Consider the following 19,415-nt stretch of genomic DNA (forward strand, 5'->3'; position numbering starts at 1 on the left):
CGATTATTATGACTCATTTAGAAGAAGAACTGCAAAAACTTAAAGGGCAAATGACCGAAATGGCACTATTGGTAACAAGCCAGATTGAAAAAAGCCTTACCTCGTTAAGTGCCGAAGATATTGATCTTGCCCGCGAGGTGATCTTTAATGAAAAGCGTGTAAATGCTTACGAACTTGCGATAGACAAGGATTGCGAAAACATTCTGGCCTTACTAAATCCGTTCGCTACCGACATGCGCTTTGTGTTCGCCACTCTGAAAATAAATACCAATTTTGAACGGATTGGTGATAATGCCGAAGGAATAGCCAACTATGTTTTACTGGCAGAAAAAAGCTTTGATAAAAAATTACTTACTCTTACCCGTTTTTCTGAAATGGCCGATACCGTTAAGATAATGCTGAATACAGTAACACGCTCTTATACTGAAAGCAATGCTAAGTTAGCACGCACCATTTTTAAGCAGGATACTGTTCTTGATGAAATAAACAAAGCTTGCACCGATGTTCTTGCAGCTTATAGTAAAGAAAATCCTGATAATATTCATCAAGCTTTATATCTTTTAACCATAATTCGCAAGTTGGAACGTGTTGGCGACCATATTACCAATATTGCCGAAGAAATTATTTTTTATCTCGAAGCAAAAGTGCTGAAGCATGGAAAAAAGCATTAACACTAACCTCACATCTTCATCCTTAACATTAATTTAATATTGCTTTAATTCCTTACTAACATAAGCTTAACATCTTTGTATCATTACTAACGCAGATTTTACATTTAGTTTAAGATATGTTAAAGAGAATTTTCACTGGCCTGCTTCTGTTAAGCTTTTCATGCACATTTGCTCAGACAACTCAACCCAAACCTGATATTTTAAATGGTATAAAACTATCGGGATATTTTCAGTTTCAGTATCAGAAAGCTTCAAAACCGGCGATCTCTTCATTTGATGGCGGAGATTTCGCTGACAACAGCGACAGCAGATTTATGCTGAGAAGAGGAAGACTTAAACTGGAAAGGACAGATAAATGGACAAATTTAGTTGTTTCAATAGATGCTACCCAGGATGGGGTGAGTTTACGGGATGCCTTTATTGAGCTGAAAGAGCCCCTTCTAAATTCATTTACCCTTACCGCCGGCCAAATGAACAAGCCTTTTGGTTATGCCATCGGTCTTTCCTCTTCACAGCGTGAGATACCCGAAAGGCCCCGGGTAGTGCAAACTGTTTTACCCGGCGAACGGGACCTTGGAGTAATGTTAACCCTTAACCCTGCAAATTATAAATTCATAACTCTCGATGCTGGCTTTTATAACGGCTCTGGATTGAATGTAAGAGATTACGATAACAGGAAAGACTTCATATCTAATTTAACAATTAAATTAAATAACGACTCACTTCATCATTTTAAGATAGGCTTCGGAGCTTCTTACTATCACGGGTATGTGCGACAAAATACTGCTACCGTTTATTACAAATCAACCGAAAACGGAGTGAATGGATTTACAGCAATTACGGATCCTCAGCACATTGGCAGTTATGCCAAACGGGAATATACAGGATTTAATTTGCAACTGGAGGATAAGGGTTCTATGGGAAGGACTGCCCTTAAGGCCGAATACATTCAGGGGAAACAGCCAGGGATTGCCGCTTCTGCTACTGTAAGAGGCCCCCAGGCCACAAAAAGCTTTTCCTCCCAGCCTGCAAGTGATATTTATAACAGGAAATTTAAGGGGTATTATATCTGGTTTATAAAGCAAATTCCGCAAACTCCTTTCGAGGTCATTGCTAATTATGATGTTTACGATCCCAATACAGATTTAAAAGGAAGCAATATTGGGATTGCAGGAAATAATACAACAGCAGCTGATATCCAATATCATACATTTGGAGCCGGTTTAATTTGTTATGTAACAAAACAGGTAAAACTTACTGCTTATTATGACCATCCTGTAAATGAAAAAACCCAACTTGCAGGATTTGAAAATGATATTAAAGACGATGTATTTACCCTGAGGGCACAGTATCGATTTTAAACCAGAAATTTCATTCTGAATGGAGGATTCATCTTCTCCTTTAAAGGAGAAGGAATAGTTAAGCTTTTCTGATATTGAACATTTATTTCCTGTTGCTTAGCAAAAACAGCTTAAACCCAACCTTTAGGATCAAAAATAATATTTTGAGCAAATCCTTGCCTCTATATTATTTTACAAGGGTTTTGTCACTTCAAATGAAATCGTTTTGCTTCCCGCATGCCCGTCTTTTGAAATTCCCTGTATCACGACAAAGAATTTCCCTGGCAGATCTGAACTGTAGAAACTAAGCTGATGTTTACCTTTATCATCCGTTTTTACGTCCGGGGACCAGTAAAGGACATTTCTGAAATCAGGAGTACGATCCTGTATTTGTTCATTACTATCATAAACAGGAGAATAAAACTCCCGTTTTAATTGCAACCCTTCATAGTCAACAACCAAGGCTTTTGGATCCAGTTCGTAATTTGCCATATCCCCTCCGTAAGTAGAAAAACTTGCTATTCCGGCCGCTGTTAATGGCCCGTAAAAATACTTTTCGCCCACTACTTCCAGTTTTCTAATTTTCGTAGGGTCAAAAGCCATTAATTTATCGATATCAAAAACAGGAGTTCCGTCCAGCATTACCAGTGGTTCTCCGGGAACAAAGCCTTTCTTATTGGTATATGGTATCTTATAATAAAATTTCTTTTGTTGTTTAAATACCGATACCTCTGGTACATATTCCCGCAATACTTCTTCCATGGTAGGGAAGCGGGTGTAATCGTCTAACAGGTATACCTTTTCGGCTTTATAGAAAGAACTACTGTCCGTCGGGGGAGTATATAATTTAGTAAGCTTGTCTCCCGAAAATATAGTTTGTACCTGCATACCTACACTGTGTTCCAGTAACGCATTTTGAGAAGCTGTATTCAGCTGAAAATCAGGAATAGTAGCGGACGAAATTTTTTCGGAGAAAGGATTATTTATATGAAACCGATATGTACTGTCTTTTCTAAAATCGCTTTGAACAATGAGCTCATTTGTTCCGTACAGATCTTTGGCAGTAAACTTTACTTTTCCGTTCTGATCGCTTTTTGAAACGTAAAGCTGTATCCTTTTACCGGGAATTGAAAGAAAGGTAAGTACATCACCTGCTTCAGGTCCGCTGGCAGCAGTAACTTTTCCTGTAATCAGGTGTCCCTGATATTCAGGCAGAAACTCTATATTCGGTTTATTGCTGCTTAGTACCTTATTCCAGTTAAATCTGCGCCAACCTTGCGAAAGCATTAAATTATCTAAAGCTTCATTAGCTTCCGGTGTATTATTTTCAAAATAATAATTAGGAGATTCAACAGACCCTCTTAAGTCAGACGTAAGCCAGATATAACTTTGTATATCCTTTTCCTCAATAGGCTGCAGATCATCCGATTTATATACCGATACAGAAAGATCAGCGGCAATTTCTTTTGCTGAGTCGGTATTTGTAAGAATATTAAGGCTTATGTTTTTCCTTATGCCGTATAAAGGCTTATCCGATTTGCCTGTAATTATTAATTTTTTTGTCGGTCGTTTGAAATATAAACGTTCGCAAAGAGGTTGGTTTGCCGAGTTGAAAATTGTAAAATGTGATATTCCTTCATCCAGCTTATTAATATCTACGATGAACTTTACAAGGCCATTGTTGAGCCTGCCTGCAAGAGCCTGTTTCGTTCTTTGACGTGAATGAGCAAAAAGATATATTTCGTCACTGTTTTTTGATGTAGCATTTACTGCTATTGAAAGTTGTGAGGAGTTCTCCTGTGCCATGCTCATTACAAAACCTTCATTTTGTATTGCAGGTAAATCTTTAACAACAGAATATTCACTGTTAAATTTCAGAACCGCTTTATATTGATGATTAGCTGCCGGGGTAAAATAAAAGCTCCCTATACCAAATTTTAACGGCTGAAACCTTGCGACCGTGTCGTTCTTTTCATCTACAACAGCACCTCTGAAATCAGATCCTTTTCCATTTTGGCTTACTACCCTGAAGGCAACTTTGCTGCGTAGTCCTTTAACTAAATTTCCGCCTTCCGGGAAGAACTGAATATCATACCTGTTTTTTAATGAATTAGAAATCTCTGATTCTTTCAAGGGGTTAATGATGGTAAGAACTTTTTCAAAATAAAAGTCGGCACTGTAATTTTTCATCCAGCTGGTATAGGCTCTGAATTTAAAATTCCCGGTAGTTAAGGTTAAAGGTATTTGAAAGGAGCCGTTTCCCGAACCATCACTCATGGAGACTTTTGCCTGTAAAACAGGTTTCATGGCTTTGTCAAGAACTTCAACATAAGCAACTTTGCTTAAGTCAAGAGGCTTATGTATAGTGCCATCAACGCTGTAAAGTTTAAACCAGATTATTTCGCCTGCCATATAAGAATTCTTATCCGTGTGAACGAATATCTTTTCCAGCAGGTGCTGGCCGCTGTACTTCTCAAATTTAGATTGAATGGAATTTAGATTGTCAGTTTGAGCAGCCGTAAATTTTATAGAGATAATTTGCAGAATTACTATAAGTGCAACGGTTTTTACGCTTAGTTTTCCATATTGAAGAAAGTGCCTTTTATTCATTTTATATTAGTATTAATGAAAAACATGACTGTTAATTTTCCGGCCAGAAATCAGGTCGGATGTTTGTTCCTCCCATTAGTCTGCAATCAACGCACTCTTTAGAGGAGTAGAAATAACCTATGATTCCTACACCAGGAGCACCCAACGGAATAGTAAGAAGGTACTTGCCGCCGGACATGAGATTTTCCAGCCTGTATTCAAAAGTAGCTGCGGGATCAATCTTGATTACACCATCTTCACATGTTGTCGGATCTGGTGGCGGAAAATAACTGGGAAGAGAAAAGGGAAGTTTTCTAAAGTCAATATAAATCCTTTTTTTACTTACTGTAGAAGCACTCAAGAACCCGATTACCGGTTCACCAGGATTGCTCACACAATGGATATTGCCAGTTGCAATAGAAGGTTGCGCATCAAAAATGGAACCCAGGTTTTCTGTATTCTTTTTCAAATTCTGCCAATAGATGTAACCTTCCTTAGTTAAAGCATATTGCTTTACAAGTACGCTGTATCCAAATGATATCTTGCCAGATTCGGGTGTAAGAAAAGTGAGCGGACTATTTGCAAGAATATCGGAACTTAAATTTGCCGAAGTTCCAAGCAGTATCTGCTTGGATTTCGCTGATCTCCAGCAGCTATATACCTTGTCGCCCGGTATTCCTTCCGACCTGTTTTCTATTACTCCATTACGGTATACCACACTTGAATTGTTGAGCGATACGTATCGCCAGGTTTCGTCCAAGTCCCAGCGGTAATAGCGGGTATTGTTCTGAGCATCGTGTGAATTAACACTTACTTGCACTCCGTTGCTTTGAAATTGTGTGGTAACGCTGTCAATCTCGGGGCTTTGCTTTACTTCAACGAAATCCGAAACATATTCTTTCTGAAACTGATCACGGATATGTAAACGATATTTTTTTGTACTGTTTAGATTAAGTACTCCAACTCCGTATCTTCCGTTACCCAGGCTTATTAGATTTTGAGTATTACTTTCTTCATCTTCAACTGTAACTACTGCAGAAGGCTCGGGTACTAATTTTACAGTGTCAGATAATTTAGTGGTTCTGCTCAGGTTGATAATTGTAGAATCATTACTTGCATTTAAAAAGCCTTCTACAACTAAATAGCTCGCTGAATTACTTATAACAGGCGGGTCATAAATCTCTTTACAACTATTAATTACTATGAGAACAGCAATTAGTATAAAAAACTTAGGGAAGGTCGTCATTATTCTAATCTGTGATAGTGAAACTCGAATTAGTACTGTTAAATCATTCCAAAGAATTCTGCAATTCATTAAAAACACGTATAACAGTATAAGTTTAATCTTATTCATGCTTAAAACCGGATATTGTAATTAACAAATGGGATTGCTGTAGCAAATATGGAAAGCTTATATCCGTAAATTGCTCCGTTCTCTGATGTGAAATATGTTGAATAAGCATTCTTCCTGCCGGTAACGTTGTATATCCCTATAGTCCAGGAATTGTGGGTTAACTGTTTTATTTTATGATTTCCCTCAATATTCATAGAAAAATCAGTTCTGAAATAGTCAGGAATACGATAAGCATTTCTGTCTGAATATAAAACACGCTGCGATCCGCCGTAAACGTATTTACCAATAGGCAATGTAATAGGGCGGCCTGTGCTATAGGTAACATTTACCGAGAGGCTAAAACGATGGCTTGCTTTAAAATTGCCTACAAAATTAGCACTGTGAGGCTTATCGAAATTTGAAGGATAGTAATTTCCCTTATTTATTAGTTCTCCCCCATTGGGGTCATCCATTTTTAAGAGTGTTCTTGAATAAGTATAGCTCATCCAGCCATTCAGTTTTCCATCAGATTTTTTTATCATAAACTCTGCGCCATAGGCTTTGCCTTTGGTGTTTATCACATCAGTTTCTATGTGATGATTCATCACCAGGTTAGCTCCGCTTTTATAATCCAGGTAATCTTCAAGATGTTTATAATAAACCTCTACAGATGTTTCTATTAAATTGGATTTGAAATTTTTATATAGCCCCAGAGAAATTTGATCGCCGAACTGAGGACGAATATTAGCGTCACTCATTTTCCAAATATCAGTTGGAGCAATTGCTGCTGTATTTGAAAGCAGGTGAAGGTACTGCCGCAATGTATTGTACGATGCCTTAATTGAAAAATCATCTTTTACAGAATAGCGTGCTCCCAAACGGAATTCAGGCCCGTGATAAGTTTTGATAACATCCCCTCTGTTGTAAAAAGTGCTGTCTATTATGGTGTTTTCTTCTTTAGGCAGTCCCGGCGCATATAGGTTAACCTGCTGTGGCCCCAGGTAGTTATATAACGAATAACGTATGCCGGCATTTAAAGAAAGTTTTGGGCTTATATCAAAATTATCATTCAGGTAAAGTGCACTTTCTATGGCCTGCTGTGCCTCCACTATATCAGGTTTTACTACTGAGCCTTCTCCAAAAGGTTGGTACGATCCCGGATGGAGCTTATAATAGTTACTACTTAAGCCAAAATCAAGCGTGTTCTTTTTATTCAGATAATAAGTAAAATCTGTTTTGAAGTTGCTTTGATTAATATCAAAACCAAGCGAATAACCGTTAACAGGGTTCTGATCACTTTTTACATTGTACTGGTACCGGTCATATCCTCCAGTTACTACTCCTACAAATTTATTATTAAAAACATGCTTATACTTTAACGATACGTTTTTATTACTGTAGCCATAAACAGTATCACTGTTCAGACTAAAACGATCGTTGCTTAAATATCCTGTAAAATAAAGGTTGTTTTTTTCATTAAACTGATGGCTCAGATTCAGATTCAGGTCCTGGAAACCAGCTTTACTCTGCTTATATGAATCGGGTAATAAGTTAAGCAGCCAGTTTGAATAGGTAGCCCTTCCGCCCAGTATAAAAGATGTTTTATCTTTAACAAGCGGTCCTTCAATATTCAGCCTGCTGGTTAAAAGTCCCAATCCACCTGTTCCGGTGAACTTTTTCTTGTTCCCTTCCCGTGCAGTAATATCAAGCACAGAAGATAAGCGACCACCGTATTTTGCCGGTATACTGCTTTTATACAGGTTAATATCCTTAACTACATCGGGGTTAAAGGCGGAAAAGAATCCGAAGAAATGTGCCGGGTTATAAATGGTAGCATCGTTAAAAAGAATCAGGTTTTGATCTGTGGCGCCCCCGCGTACATTAAACCCTGTAGTCGCCTCCCCTACTGATTGTACCCCGGGTAAAGTTAAAACTACACGCAAAACATCGGCTTCACCAAAAACGGTAGGAACCTGTTTAATGGTTTTCATACTAAGTTTTTCAACTCCCATTTGTACCCGGTTCACGTTTCCAGTTTTTTGTGCTGAAACAGTAACTTCCTTTAATGACATTACCTGTTCCTGTAATTCAATATTCATTCTGCCGTCCGAATATAGTATCAACTGCCGCTTGGCGTCTTTCATCCCTATTCCCTTAATGTAAAGAATCTGGCGGCCTTTGGGAAGTGTTAACGAATAATAGCCAAACTGGTCGGTAGAAACACCTGTTTTTGTGCCCTCAATAAAAATGGAGGCCCCAATAACAGGCTCTCCTGATTTTGAATCGCGGACATAACCAGCCAGGGTTGCCTGCCCTGTTAAATTAGTGGTCTTTATTCCGATTTCATACAGCTTATTTGCTAAAGTAGCTTTAACTGCGTTGTTGTTTTTGTTTACGGTATCCGAATTGGCAAGAAGCGTACTTTTCAAATTAAAGTCGGCATTATCTTCTGTATTTTTAATTAAACCTGGAGGCAGCGTAGTCAATATCTCATCCTTTTTTGTCAGAAAGATATTTTTATTTACAAGTGCATAGTGAATTTGCCTACCTGCAAATGCCGTTTCCAGAATGCTTTCAACAGGTTTTTCAGTAACAGAAAGTGTTATTCGGATACTATCCATATCCGATGGTCGGAAATAGAAATGATAAGCGCTTTTTCCTTCAATTTCAGATGCAAATTGCTCTACAGTAGCATTGCTAATCGTAATACTGATTAATTCGCCTTTTGAACTTTGGCTTAATACCTTTAACGCCAACAAACTGAAGAGGAGTGTTAATCGCAGAAATTTCATATTATTTGCTAAGTTCATCGTACTGTTTTGCTACGGCTGCTAATGCCTGTTCGGGATTCTTGCGAAAATTAAGGCCGCTGGTATTTATAAAGTTGCGCAACTCACGCTTTCTGTCGCTGAATACTTTCAGCACATCTGCCAAATTCTTAACCTGGAAATAGCGGTTATTATAACTTAGGTAATACTTATTGGAAATTTCGAACCTTCTTTCCAATACAGTAGGAGAAGGCGTCCTTTCAACTACCAGTTTTTCTCTTTTAGCTAAAACAGTCCATCTGCCATTATACAAAACATCGTAAAATCCACTGGTTAAAGATCTATCGGTTGACTCAATGTAAATAAAGTTATGATTCAGGAAAGAAAAAGCCGATACTTTTTCCCTTATCAGGTTCAATTTACTTACATTATCAAAATGTTTAACAATAAGTTGGTCTTTGTATATATCATACAAAAGGTTTTGATTTTTAAATTCAATACCATCATAAATTACCGCACCAGTGCTCCAGGCTTTTGTTAAATAAAACGGATCGCCAATAATTACCGGGTCCGCTTCTGTGTATTCTGTCCCATTATACAAGGCCGCCTGTTCGGCTGTACTTGCTTCATATAGTTGTACAGCATTTTGAAGGGGAGGTATTTCCTGTGCAGAAACTCTTGCTGAACTGAAAACAATCCCGGAAAAAATAAAGAACACTATTTTATACATACATTAAAAGTTTACTCTAATGGCAGAATAGATAGATGCTACGGTTTATAATTGATCTATTTATTTTGTTGTAATTCTAACGAAATTCTTTTGTAAAAGAAAATGGTTATGAAGCACTTAGAGAAAGTACAGAAAGATGGGAAACAAAAATTTAAAGAATAAGATCTTTTATTTCCAAGGGTAATTTTTTACCATAATTGAGAAAAGTGGGGAATCTCAACAACACTTGTTGAACAATACAGATTTTAAATTTTAAGTGTGTAAACTTTTCCAACCCTTTATATTGAGAAACAAACCAGGGACAAAACTCTTTTGAAATATTGGAATAAAATTGTAACTATTAGTTAAATAAGATATCGCCCGATTATTAAAAAGCTCTCAATTACCTTTTTAAGCATTCTGGTGAAAAACTAAGTAACCTATGCGTTATTGGCTGGCATTGCTTTTCTTTTCAGTTTTGGTTTCAACTGGATTTTGTCAACAGTTGGATGCTATCGGTAAAAGCGACCCCTTAAAAATTTCCGGGAGCCTGTCCAGCAGCCAGATAGCTTATTTTTCCAATAGGATTTTAAATCGACGGGATCCCTATACATTTTTTGTTTCAGGTAATCTTGATATTAATGTCTATGGATGGAACGTTCCGGTAGGTTTTACTTATTCCAATCAAAGTAAAGGTTCTTTCCAACAACCATTTAATCAGTACAACCTTAATCCGGTATACAAATGGGTAACAGCCCATATTGGTTATACCTCCATGTCTTTTTCCAGTTATACGCTTAACGGCCATTTGTTTGCAGGAGTAGGAGTAGACCTAACTCCTTCAGGACCTTTTAAGCTTAGTGTAATGTACGGGCGTTTGCAAAAAGCAGTGCTTGCCGACAGTTTAAATATTACCAGTCAGGATGTTGAACCCGCTTATAAACGAATGGGTTATGGGTTTAAAGCGAGTTATGCAAAACAGAAAAACTACGTAGATCTAATTTTATTTAAAGCGAAAGATGATATCAGTTCAAATCCGCTTAATGCAACTATCACTCCACAGGAGAACGTGGTTACGGGTATAAATGCCGGAAAAGTATTTTTTAAACGATTACTGCTGTCGGGAGAACTTGCTTTGAGCGCCCTTACACGAAATCAGCTTGCATTTGCAGATTCTGTTCATAATAATCAGAATGGCTTTTTGCTCAGAACTAATAATTCCACTGCTTTATATACCGCTTATAAAACCGCCCTCGTTTATAATGGCGGCAGATATACAATCGGATTGGGCTATGAACGTATTTCCCCGGAATATAAAACTCTTGGCGCTTATTATTTCGCAAACGACTTTGAAAACATAACCGGAAATTTAACTACAAAGCTTTTAAAGGATAAATTAAGTATTGCTGCAAGTACTGGCATTCAGCACGACGATTTAAGAAAGGAAAAACAAAGCAGTACTCAACGTTTTGTTGGATCGCTAAATCTGAGTTACCAGGCAAATAATAAACTTAATTTTAATGGAAGTTATTCTAATTTTCAGTCGTTTGTAAACATCCGTTCTACCTTTAATCAGGTTAACGAATTAACGGCATACGATAACCTGGATACGCTCAACTATACTCAGCTATCTCAAAATGTCAGTCTTAACACCAACTATATCCTCAGCCAGAACAAGCAAAAAAGCCAGGTTTTAAATTTTAATCTTTCCTATATGACTTCCGCCGATAAACAAGACGGAACTAAACAAAATACAGGAGGCAATTTTTACAATTTAAATTCCTCCTTCAGTAGCAATTTTGTACCGCAAAATTTCTCTTATACGGTAAGTTTAAATGCAAACCGGAATACAGCCCCTTTGATAAAGACCACCACTTTCGGACCGACTGCAGGTGTAAATAAAAGTTTTTTAGATAAAAGACTGCGCTCATCTTTCAGCACCTCATGGAACAGTAGCTACGCAAACGGAACGAAGATTAGCAGTATACTTAACTTCCGGCTGAATATGAGCTACGCCGTTAAGAAAAAGCACAATATAAACCTAAATATGGTAGCACTCAATAGCAATAGTTCCCGCTTGCCCGGTTCGGTATCGAGGGCATTTAATGAATTTACAACCACTCTGGGGTACAACTATAGTTTTAATAATTAAAGCAATTGCAGGTGAATTTACATAAGACACTTTTTTCCTGCATTCTGATAACAATACTGATCTGGTTAGGAAAAACTGCATCGGCACAGCAAAATTATCCAGTGCTGGCCACACTCCAACTTAATGCTCCTTATAGTTTGTATCTGAGTGATTACACGACCCCCGGCACTGACAAGATGCAGGTGAACCTTTTTCTGAAAGATCTGACCAAATCCAATTATCCCTGTCGCTTACGCTTACGGATAGAGGGTTTTGGTATGAGCATACAGAGTAAAAATGATTTTTATGTTTCGCCGGTCTATCTTTCCGGTGGAGAAATGCGTATGCTTTCGGGTGCCGATCTGATCCCTTACCTGCAACCTTCAAATCTGATATTTCAAGGTTTGGATATGGGAAATTTTAACCGGAACGGAGGTAAACTACCCGAAGGAGTTTACCGCTTTAGTATAGAAGTACTGGATTATTATAATCGTAAAGTAGTTTCCAACACAGCAGGCTCCGTCCTTTCAGTATTTCTAAGTTATCCCCCAATTATTAATATTCCCTCTCAGAACACTACTGTACGGGTACTTGAACCGCAGAACGTCATGTTCCAATGGGTGCCCCGGCATACCGGCTCTGTTAACGCAGCTTATCATGTAGCTTATAAATTCCGTTTGGTAGAATTGATTCCTACTACCCGGGATGCAAATGATGCAATTCGTACCAGCCGACCCTTGTATGAAACCTTTACGGATCAGACGTATTTCGTGTATGGCCCTTCCGAACCCACCTTAACCCCCGGCAGTAATTACGCCGTGCAGGTACAGGCTGTAGAAGCTGAAGGAAGAGATATTTTTATCAACAATGGAAACAGCGAAGTAATTAAATTTACTTACGGTGAAAAATGCAGTGTGCCGTCTAACATAGTAGCGGAGCTGGACAGACATAACAGTATAAAATTAAGCTGGATGCCCCTGCCGATGCAACAGGTCTTTTCTGTAAGATACCGTGAAGCCGGTCATCGAAATGCTGAATGGTTTGAGCAGGAAGTGTACCTGCCAAAGCATATTTTACAGGGCTTGCGCCCCGGGAAAACTTATGAATATCAGGTAAGGGCCCAATGCACGTATGGATATGGCGAATATTCAGATTTGCAGCAGTTTAAATTGCCGGATGAACAGATGCGATCGGGGGACTTTGTATGCGGTAAACCTGAAACAATTGCAGTAGCCGAACGATCAGACCTGTTAACATCCATCAGCCCCGGAACCGTCTTTATGGCAGGCAGTTTTCCGGTTACTGTAACAGATGCAATTGCTGTAAGCGGAAGAATAAGCGGAAAAGGAACAGTTGGAGTACCTTACCTGAACCAATTGAATTTCAACGTAGAATTTAATGATATCCTGATCAATTCTAACCTTCAGTTGGTAAGTGGTAAGGTAAGTCTTAGCCATGAAGCGTTAGATCAGTCTCAGGAGGAGCTTTTGGCTTCTGTTACGGTAAAACCGGATGCAAACGGACAGGTACAGATCGGCACACAAAACGGCCTGCCTGCAGTTATTGACGCTGCAATAGGACCGCAAGTTACAATGAAATATGAGAGCTCAACCAAAACTATCAGCATTCCGGTAAAAACAGCAGAAGGAAAAAATCTAACGATCAAAGTTTCAGGAGATCTCCCACAGGTATTCCAGGATAAAGAAGGAGAAACATACGAAATAGATGAACAGGGAAAAGTAGTTTATAAAGGAAAGATCGCAGCTAAAGAGTTTTTGGCAGGTGGTAGTTTGAGTAATGCAGTTCTTAATAATATAAAAGCAGAAGTCGCTTTTTCGGCTCCCAATCAAAAATACGGACTTGACAATTTTCAGGCAAAACACGAAGATCAGAGTCATTATATAAAAGATTACCAGAAGCTAAAGGCAGACAAAGGCGACGTGTATATCGGTTGGAAGTCAGTAGAAACAGGCAAGACAGATGAAGTAGAAGCCGATGTTAAACTGCTTGACAACAGCCTTGATATTAGTAAAATTGAATTCAGAACGGGTAGTGGCGAAAAGATTAGCTCCCGCCAGAAGGGGAATAAATTTACTTTTAGTATTATCGGATCGTCGGAAGGCAATGAGAAAGAAATTTATGCTTTTTACCCAACCAAAACAAATGATGGAAAAGGCTATAACCTCGGCAAGCTGAACATTGCCAGTTATAAAAAGATTCATAAAAAAGTAGTTATTGTACCCGTAAACGGTGCAGGAGCAGAACTGAACAAAGAAGAACTCGAGAATTATCTGAATAAAATCTATCAGGCAGCGGTAGTAGCGTGGGATGTGGAGACAGCGCCAGACTTTAAGGCTGATACTTTTAGTTGGGACATTGATAAAGATGGACACTTAGAAGCAGGCAATAGCAGTGCATTAAGCGCTTATACTACCGAGCAAAAGAAGCTTGCCGGACTATATAAATCGCAGGAAGGATTAAAAGACAATACGTATTACATCTTTTTGATCCACGGGTTTTCAAAAAGCGACCAGGAAGGCTATATGGTACGTTCGGGACAGGTGGGATTTGTGGTAGCAAACAGTAGTGTTAAACACACCATTGCTCATGAACTGGGCCACGGAACTTTTAATCTTCCGCATACCTGGGATGAATACGGCGTTACACAAAACAGTTCAAACAATCTGATGGATTATAGTGGCGGTGAAGAGTTGTGGCACAGCCAGTGGAACTATTTACGAAATCCGGATTGGGTATTCAGGACATTTGAGGGAGATGATGAGGGAGCTTATGAAACCGATGGACATTATTCTACTGTATATTTAGTGAGTTTGATGTTAGGCTTAGGAGATAAGCTTTCAGGTGAATTGGCTAAATATACAGAAGCTCCAGATACTTATGTTCATAGTGAAATTAAATTTAGACTTAATGATACTTGGGGATATCCCTATCATCAAAAAAACACTCATGCTTTAACAGATGGATTTCACGGTATAGAAGAATTAATGACTGCACTTTTGTTCCTATACACTGATATTCAGGATTTGAAAGAGCAGGGTAGATTACTTCACCGTTTCGGCGACACATATGCTCATGCTAGTATAAGCAGAAATCCTAATTTTGATTGGAAACAAGTAGGAGGTGGTGATTTAATGAAAAGCCGTGTACAACCTTGGGAGCAATGGATGAATTTGTTGAACGAAAAAGTTAAAATAAAGGGGTATGAGTTTTTAACTAATTTAAAACTACAAAGAGAGTATTTACAAGGGATGACTTTAAACGAATATTTACTTACATATTCTTCTCAATTTTCTTCAGATAAATTGAGAATGTATGGAGAAAAGAAAGTGTTATATGAATTAATACTTGGTAGGACATTTGAACATCTGCGCACTGAAGAAGGAGCTAGCGCTGATTATATTCGGATTCGACCTGAGTGGTACCTGCAATATGTAAGGAATTTGACGGAGTTGATCGCTCATAAATTTAATAGGAATACACCTGCTAATTTGAAAGTTTTTTCGAGAATGGTTGATTTTGGGAATAAGAATGATTGTAAGTTGAAAGGAATAATTGATTATGAAATTGCCATAAGGAGAAATGCCGAGTATGTTACAATTCCTGTATATTACCCAGCCGAAAATCATTTAGTAGCAGTATTCGATGCTGATAAAAATGATTATTTAACCGAGGCAAAGGAAGTTGTCAAAGCAACAGTAAAATATATCCGATCTGTCGGAATTTCAGAAAGTAATATTAAAGTAATACCAGTTTGGGAAGATTTTCAAATCAAAAAGTTCGCAACAGTCGGCTTTGATACTCTTACTCCAACGATATCGAAAACCAAGAGAATCGGATCTTATAAAATATATTTCAAATGATGCTATTTTCCCGTTATTTAAAATTAGATACTACATATCTACTGATTTTTATTCTTTTAACAATTTTTATTGGTCAGTCGCTTTCACTATGTGATAACAGAGCAGATTTATTTGTAATCTTTGCTGGAATTGCAACCACTCTTATAGTATATATAATTAATATAATTCTATCAGCTTTTTTAGTAATTGTAAAGATTCAAATATCAGTTTTAACAAAATTAAAAATAGTGTTTTTCGTAATCACAATCTTCTTTATATCATATGCTAACGGAGAGAGCTCTTATGATTGTAGTGTTGTTGATGAAGAAAATAGCTTATTGATAAAATTATTTATATCTTCTTTTATTGTGAATTCTGTGATAATCCTCCTTTATGTGAAAAACATATTTGTACTGAAAAAACGCACTGAAGAGGGCGCTTAGCTTTTTCAAGAGATAAATATACTAATACGTATTTTATCCATTCAAAAATTCCCTATTTCAACACAATTTCTAATTTTAGCTTTTTAATTTTTAATTCTATCATGCGGGCTGTTGTACAAAGGGTTTCGGAAGCTTCGGTTAAAGTAAACGGGCAAATAATTGGCGAAATAAAAACCGGTTTTTTAGTTTTACTGGGTATTGAAGAAAATGACGAAACCGAAGACGCAGCATGGCTGGCACAGAAGATTGCCAATATGCGCATTCTTTCGGACGAAGACGGATTAATGAACAAAAGCCTGAACGAAGCGGGAGGAAATATCCTGCTTATTTCACAGTTCACGCTATTGGCTCAAACCAAAAAAGGCAATCGACCAAGTTTTATCCATGCCGCCCGTCCGGAGAAAGCCATTCCTTTATATGAGATTATGCAAACTGAACTGGAAAAACATCTTGGAAAAAAAATTCAGACAGGGCAATTTGGCGCTGATATGAAAGTAAGTTTAATAAACGAAGGTCCTGTTACTATAATCATGGACACCAAGGATAAAGAAAAGCACTAATAGTATGACTCTTGAAGAAGCACAACAACTGGTAGATGAGTGGATCAACACCACCGGCGTTCGTTATTTTAACGAGTTGACCAATACAGCCATACTGATGGAGGAAGTTGGAGAAGTTGCCCGAATCATGGCCAGAAAATACGGAGAGCAGTCCTTCAAATCATCCGATAAAGAAGTGAACCTGGCGGATGAAATGGCTGATGTTCTTTTTGTACTGGTGTGCCTTGCTAATCAAACAGGCATTGATTTAACAGAAGCTTTTCGAAAAAACCTGGAAAAGAAAAATATCCGCGATGCCGACAGGCATAAAAACAATGAAAAACTCAGGTGATAAAAGACTAACTGTTCAAAAGCTAAATTGTTAAATTGTTAGATTTATTGAACCCTGACCACTCTATCCTAAAGCATTTTTCCCTGCAGGAAACAATCTCTTATGATCTTTTTAAAGCAGTTACTATTGAGAGAAAATTCGCGTTGTCGTTCCCGCTACTAAAGCCTCATCAGTCTGTCGCCTTTCAAAACCGGAATAGCTGTAGTTAGATTTACATTCAGGCAAAACTCAATGTCTTTTTCAATGCCGAGTTTCTTTAAACGTTCGCCGTGAGAAGTCTTCTTTAAATAGTTTTTCAAATCAGTTTTAGCAACAGCATATAGGTCTTCAGCGGCAATACCGCTGTCATCCAGCTGGAATCCATCTTCCTTTAAAAGATGAACCACTGCGCCTGCAAATAAGGTATCTTCGAGGTTAAAGCAATTTTTCCATCCGGCACACAGCAAAAATACGTCTTCAGACTGCTCTTTTAACCAGTCACAAAGCGAATTAAGATTCAGAAATGATCCAATTACGATTTTATACGCTTCCCGCGATTCATTAAGTGCATGCGTACCATTGGTTGTTGTAAGCACAACGGTTTTTCCTTCAACTTTTTCAGAAGTGTAATCGAAGGGAGAATTTCCAAAATCAAAGCCTTCAACAACTTTTCCGTCACGCTCGGCAGCAAGTAAAAATTCGGTACTGCAATAAGACCGGCAGGCTTCTACAGATGCGACCGGTATGATCGCTTCGGCACCGTTTTCAATTCCATAGCAAATGGAAGAAGTAGCCCTGAAAATATCAATAATTACAACAATGCTGTTTTTTATATCATATAAATGAAGAAGCGCAGGAGAAAAGCAAACTTCAATCTTTCTTTTTATCATTAAATTGTACTTATTGTTTGTAAAAAGGCGTTTTGACTACCTGTGCTTTCACTTTATTTTCTCTGATCTTTATATAAATTTCGGTTCCCGCTTTAGCAAAATCAGCTTTCACATAACCCATTCCAATTGCTTTTTGAAGTGAAGGCGATTGCGTACCGGAAGTAACTTTACCGATAAGCTCACCTGTAGTATCCAGAATTTCATAATCATGCCTCGGGATACCGCGTTCCAGCATTTCAAATCCTACCAGTTTACGTTTTACACCGGTTTCCTTTTGATTTAACAGTGATTCTGAATTAACAAAGTCTTTATCGAATTTAGTTATCCATCCAAGTCCGGCTTCTAATGGCGAAGTAGTATCGTCAATATCGTTTCCATATAAACAAAATCCCATCTCAAGCCGTAAGGTATCACGTGCCCCAAGTCCAATGGGTTTAATTCCAAACTGTTCACCGGCTTTAAATATCGCTTCCCAAATATCTTTTGCATGGCTGTTATCAAAATATATCTCAAATCCGCCTGCGCCTGTATAACCTGTTGCCGATATTAAAACATTATTTATCCCGGCAAATACTCCTTTTTTAAAGGTATAATATCCCATTTCGGCCAGGTCAATATCCGTAAGCGCTTGCAGTACATCAACAGCTTTAGGCCCCTGTACTGCTAAAAGCGAAGTCCGGTCTGAAATATCTTTCATATCCACTCCGAACGTATTAAATGTGGATATCCACTCCCAGTCTTTCTGAATATTTGAAGCATTTACTACCAGCATGTATGTTTTTTCATCAATACGGTATACCAGCAGGTCATCAACAATACCACCTGTTTCATTGGGCAGGCAGGAATACTGAACTTTACCATCCACTAACCTTGAAGCATCGTTCGAAGTTACTTTCTGAATAAGATCCAGAACATGATCGCCTTTCAGGATAAATTCGCCCATGTGGCTCACGTCAAAAACACCCACATTTTTTCGAACAGTTTCATGTTCCGCGTTTATCCCTTCATATTGCACAGGCATATTATACCCGGCAAAAGAAACCATTTTTGCTCCCAATGAAATATGGACATCCGTTAAAGCAGTATTCTTCATTGTTTATAAAATTGGGCAAAAGTAAAGAAAAAGAAAGACTTCAGACTGATTTATATAGATTCTGCGGCAGCTTCAGCAAAAAGGTCAAGCTGCGGATCTGTTACCCGGAAAGTTCTGCGATGAAAGGGAGAATAGCCATGCTTAATAACCGCTTCACGGTGTTTTATTGTAGGATATCCTTTATTGTTCATCCAGTCATATTCCGGATGCTGCAGAGCGATGGAATGCATAAAATCATCCCGGTAGGTTTTAGCAAGAACAGATGCGGCAGCTATTGAAAAGTAAAGCCCGTCGCCTTTAATGATACACTGATGAGGAACTTCCTTATACTTTTTAAAACGGTTTCCGTCAACAAGAATCATCTCCGGGCAGATATGCAGTTGTTCAAGCGCTTTATGCATTGCCAGAAAAGACGCATTCAGAATATTGATCCTGTCGATTTCATCGTGATCAACTCTTCCTATTGCAAAAGCCACTGCTTCACGCTCAATAAGTGTTCGCAAGGTATATCTTTCCTGTGCATTTAACTGCTTGGAATCTGTCAGCAGCTCGCTGGTAAAGTTTTTGGGCAGTATAACAGCCGCAGCAAACACGGGGCCGGCAAGGCAGCCTCTTCCTGCTTCATCACATCCTGCTTCAATATATTTATCCTGAAAATACGCTAACAACATTCCCTGTTCACATCTGATAAGATATTCAAAGATATTAATGTGACCGG

General features: G+C 38.2%; 13 protein-coding genes. 6 read left to right on the plus strand and 7 right to left on the minus strand.

The window, feature by feature from the left end:
• Positions 1-8 precede the first annotated feature (8 nt).
• Positions 9-671: a phosphate signaling complex protein PhoU gene (gene phoU, locus ACLCDL_RS06090; RefSeq protein WP_423147387.1), complete on the plus strand. Its 663-nt coding sequence runs from the start codon at positions 9-11 to the stop codon at positions 669-671.
• 116 nt (positions 672-787) lie between these two features.
• Complete coding sequence (locus ACLCDL_RS06095) at positions 788-2,032, plus strand: porin (RefSeq protein ID WP_423147388.1); 1,245 nt, start codon at positions 788-790, stop codon at positions 2,030-2,032.
• A gap of 171 nt (positions 2,033-2,203) precedes the next feature.
• Here the strand turns inward: ACLCDL_RS06095 and ACLCDL_RS06100 are convergent, their stop codons facing one another.
• From ACLCDL_RS06100 to ACLCDL_RS06115, 4 genes are all read right to left on the minus strand, one after another.
• The gene (locus ACLCDL_RS06100; protein WP_423147389.1) at positions 2,204-4,621 is read right to left on the minus strand and encodes a hypothetical protein; all 2,418 of its coding nucleotides are present in this window, start codon (positions 4,619-4,621) and stop codon (positions 2,204-2,206) included.
• A 31-nt stretch (positions 4,622-4,652) separates the two neighbouring features.
• Complete coding sequence (locus ACLCDL_RS06105; RefSeq protein WP_423147390.1) at positions 4,653-5,846, minus strand: DUF4249 domain-containing protein; 1,194 nt, start codon at positions 5,844-5,846, stop codon at positions 4,653-4,655.
• Between the two features lie 110 nt (positions 5,847-5,956).
• The gene (locus ACLCDL_RS06110) at positions 5,957-8,725 is read right to left on the minus strand and encodes a TonB-dependent receptor (protein WP_423147391.1); all 2,769 of its coding nucleotides are present in this window, start codon (positions 8,723-8,725) and stop codon (positions 5,957-5,959) included.
• A gap of 1 nt (position 8,726) precedes the next feature.
• Entirely contained in the window at positions 8,727-9,431 is a 705-nt protein-coding gene (locus ACLCDL_RS06115) for a hypothetical protein (protein ID WP_423147392.1), read from the minus strand.
• A 421-nt stretch (positions 9,432-9,852) separates the two neighbouring features.
• Here ACLCDL_RS06115 and ACLCDL_RS06120 point away from each other — a divergent pair, with 421 nt between their 5' ends.
• The 4 genes from ACLCDL_RS06120 to ACLCDL_RS06135 all read left to right on the plus strand — a co-directional run bounded on the left by ACLCDL_RS06120 (position 9,853) and on the right by ACLCDL_RS06135 (position 16,735).
• Positions 9,853-11,562 (plus strand): porin family protein, encoded by a 1,710-nt coding sequence (locus tag ACLCDL_RS06120; RefSeq protein ID WP_423147393.1) that lies wholly within the window; start codon positions 9,853-9,855, stop codon positions 11,560-11,562.
• An 11-nt stretch (positions 11,563-11,573) separates the two neighbouring features.
• Positions 11,574-15,422, plus strand: coding sequence for a fibronectin type III domain-containing protein (locus ACLCDL_RS06125; protein WP_423147394.1), 3,849 nt, complete (start codon positions 11,574-11,576; stop codon positions 15,420-15,422).
• 523 nt (positions 15,423-15,945) lie between these two features.
• Positions 15,946-16,404, plus strand: coding sequence for a D-aminoacyl-tRNA deacylase (gene dtd / locus ACLCDL_RS06130; RefSeq protein WP_423147395.1), 459 nt, complete (start codon positions 15,946-15,948; stop codon positions 16,402-16,404).
• A 4-nt stretch (positions 16,405-16,408) separates the two neighbouring features.
• A complete protein-coding gene (locus ACLCDL_RS06135) occupies positions 16,409-16,735 on the plus strand; it encodes a nucleotide pyrophosphohydrolase (RefSeq protein ID WP_423147396.1) in 327 nt (108 codons plus the stop codon).
• Between the two features lie 158 nt (positions 16,736-16,893).
• Here the strand turns inward: ACLCDL_RS06135 and ACLCDL_RS06140 are convergent, their stop codons facing one another.
• Genes ACLCDL_RS06140 through ACLCDL_RS06150 form a run of 3 tightly spaced genes read right to left on the minus strand, consistent with a single transcriptional unit; the run spans position 16,894 to position 19,368 of the window.
• Entirely contained in the window at positions 16,894-17,604 is a 711-nt protein-coding gene (locus ACLCDL_RS06140) for a 2-phosphosulfolactate phosphatase (RefSeq protein ID WP_423147397.1), read from the minus strand.
• 10 nt (positions 17,605-17,614) lie between these two features.
• The gene (gcvT, locus tag ACLCDL_RS06145; protein WP_423147398.1) at positions 17,615-18,697 is read right to left on the minus strand and encodes a glycine cleavage system aminomethyltransferase GcvT; all 1,083 of its coding nucleotides are present in this window, start codon (positions 18,695-18,697) and stop codon (positions 17,615-17,617) included.
• 50 nt (positions 18,698-18,747) lie between these two features.
• Entirely contained in the window at positions 18,748-19,368 is a 621-nt protein-coding gene (locus ACLCDL_RS06150) for a ribonuclease HII (RefSeq protein ID WP_423147399.1), read from the minus strand.
• Positions 19,369-19,415: the final 47 nt, after the last annotated feature.

Source organism: Rubrilithobacter danxiaensis (genome assembly GCF_047272945.1).
In the GTDB taxonomy this organism is placed as follows: domain Bacteria; phylum Bacteroidota; class Bacteroidia; order Sphingobacteriales; family Sphingobacteriaceae; genus Rubrolithibacter; species Rubrolithibacter danxiaensis.

Coding starts and splice junctions, on each gene's coding strand:
- ACLCDL_RS06115 (WP_423147392.1), bottom strand. CDS start 9,431: ATGTATAAAATAGTGTTCTTTATTTTTTCCGGGATTGTTTTCAGTTCA.
- ACLCDL_RS06105 (WP_423147390.1), bottom strand. CDS start 5,846: ATGACGACCTTCCCTAAGTTTTTTATACTAATTGCTGTTCTCATAGTA.
- dtd (WP_423147395.1), top strand. CDS start 15,946: ATGCGGGCTGTTGTACAAAGGGTTTCGGAAGCTTCGGTTAAAGTAAAC.
- phoU (WP_423147387.1), top strand. CDS start 9: ATGACTCATTTAGAAGAAGAACTGCAAAAACTTAAAGGGCAAATGACC.
- ACLCDL_RS06135 (WP_423147396.1), top strand. CDS start 16,409: ATGACTCTTGAAGAAGCACAACAACTGGTAGATGAGTGGATCAACACC.
- ACLCDL_RS06140 (WP_423147397.1), bottom strand. CDS start 17,604: ATGATAAAAAGAAAGATTGAAGTTTGCTTTTCTCCTGCGCTTCTTCAT.
- ACLCDL_RS06100 (WP_423147389.1), bottom strand. CDS start 4,621: ATGAATAAAAGGCACTTTCTTCAATATGGAAAACTAAGCGTAAAAACC.
- ACLCDL_RS06150 (WP_423147399.1), bottom strand. CDS start 19,368: ATGTTGTTAGCGTATTTTCAGGATAAATATATTGAAGCAGGATGTGAT.
- gcvT (WP_423147398.1), bottom strand. CDS start 18,697: ATGAAGAATACTGCTTTAACGGATGTCCATATTTCATTGGGAGCAAAA.
- ACLCDL_RS06110 (WP_423147391.1), bottom strand. CDS start 8,725: ATGAAATTTCTGCGATTAACACTCCTCTTCAGTTTGTTGGCGTTAAAG.
- ACLCDL_RS06120 (WP_423147393.1), top strand. CDS start 9,853: ATGCGTTATTGGCTGGCATTGCTTTTCTTTTCAGTTTTGGTTTCAACT.
- ACLCDL_RS06095 (WP_423147388.1), top strand. CDS start 788: ATGTTAAAGAGAATTTTCACTGGCCTGCTTCTGTTAAGCTTTTCATGC.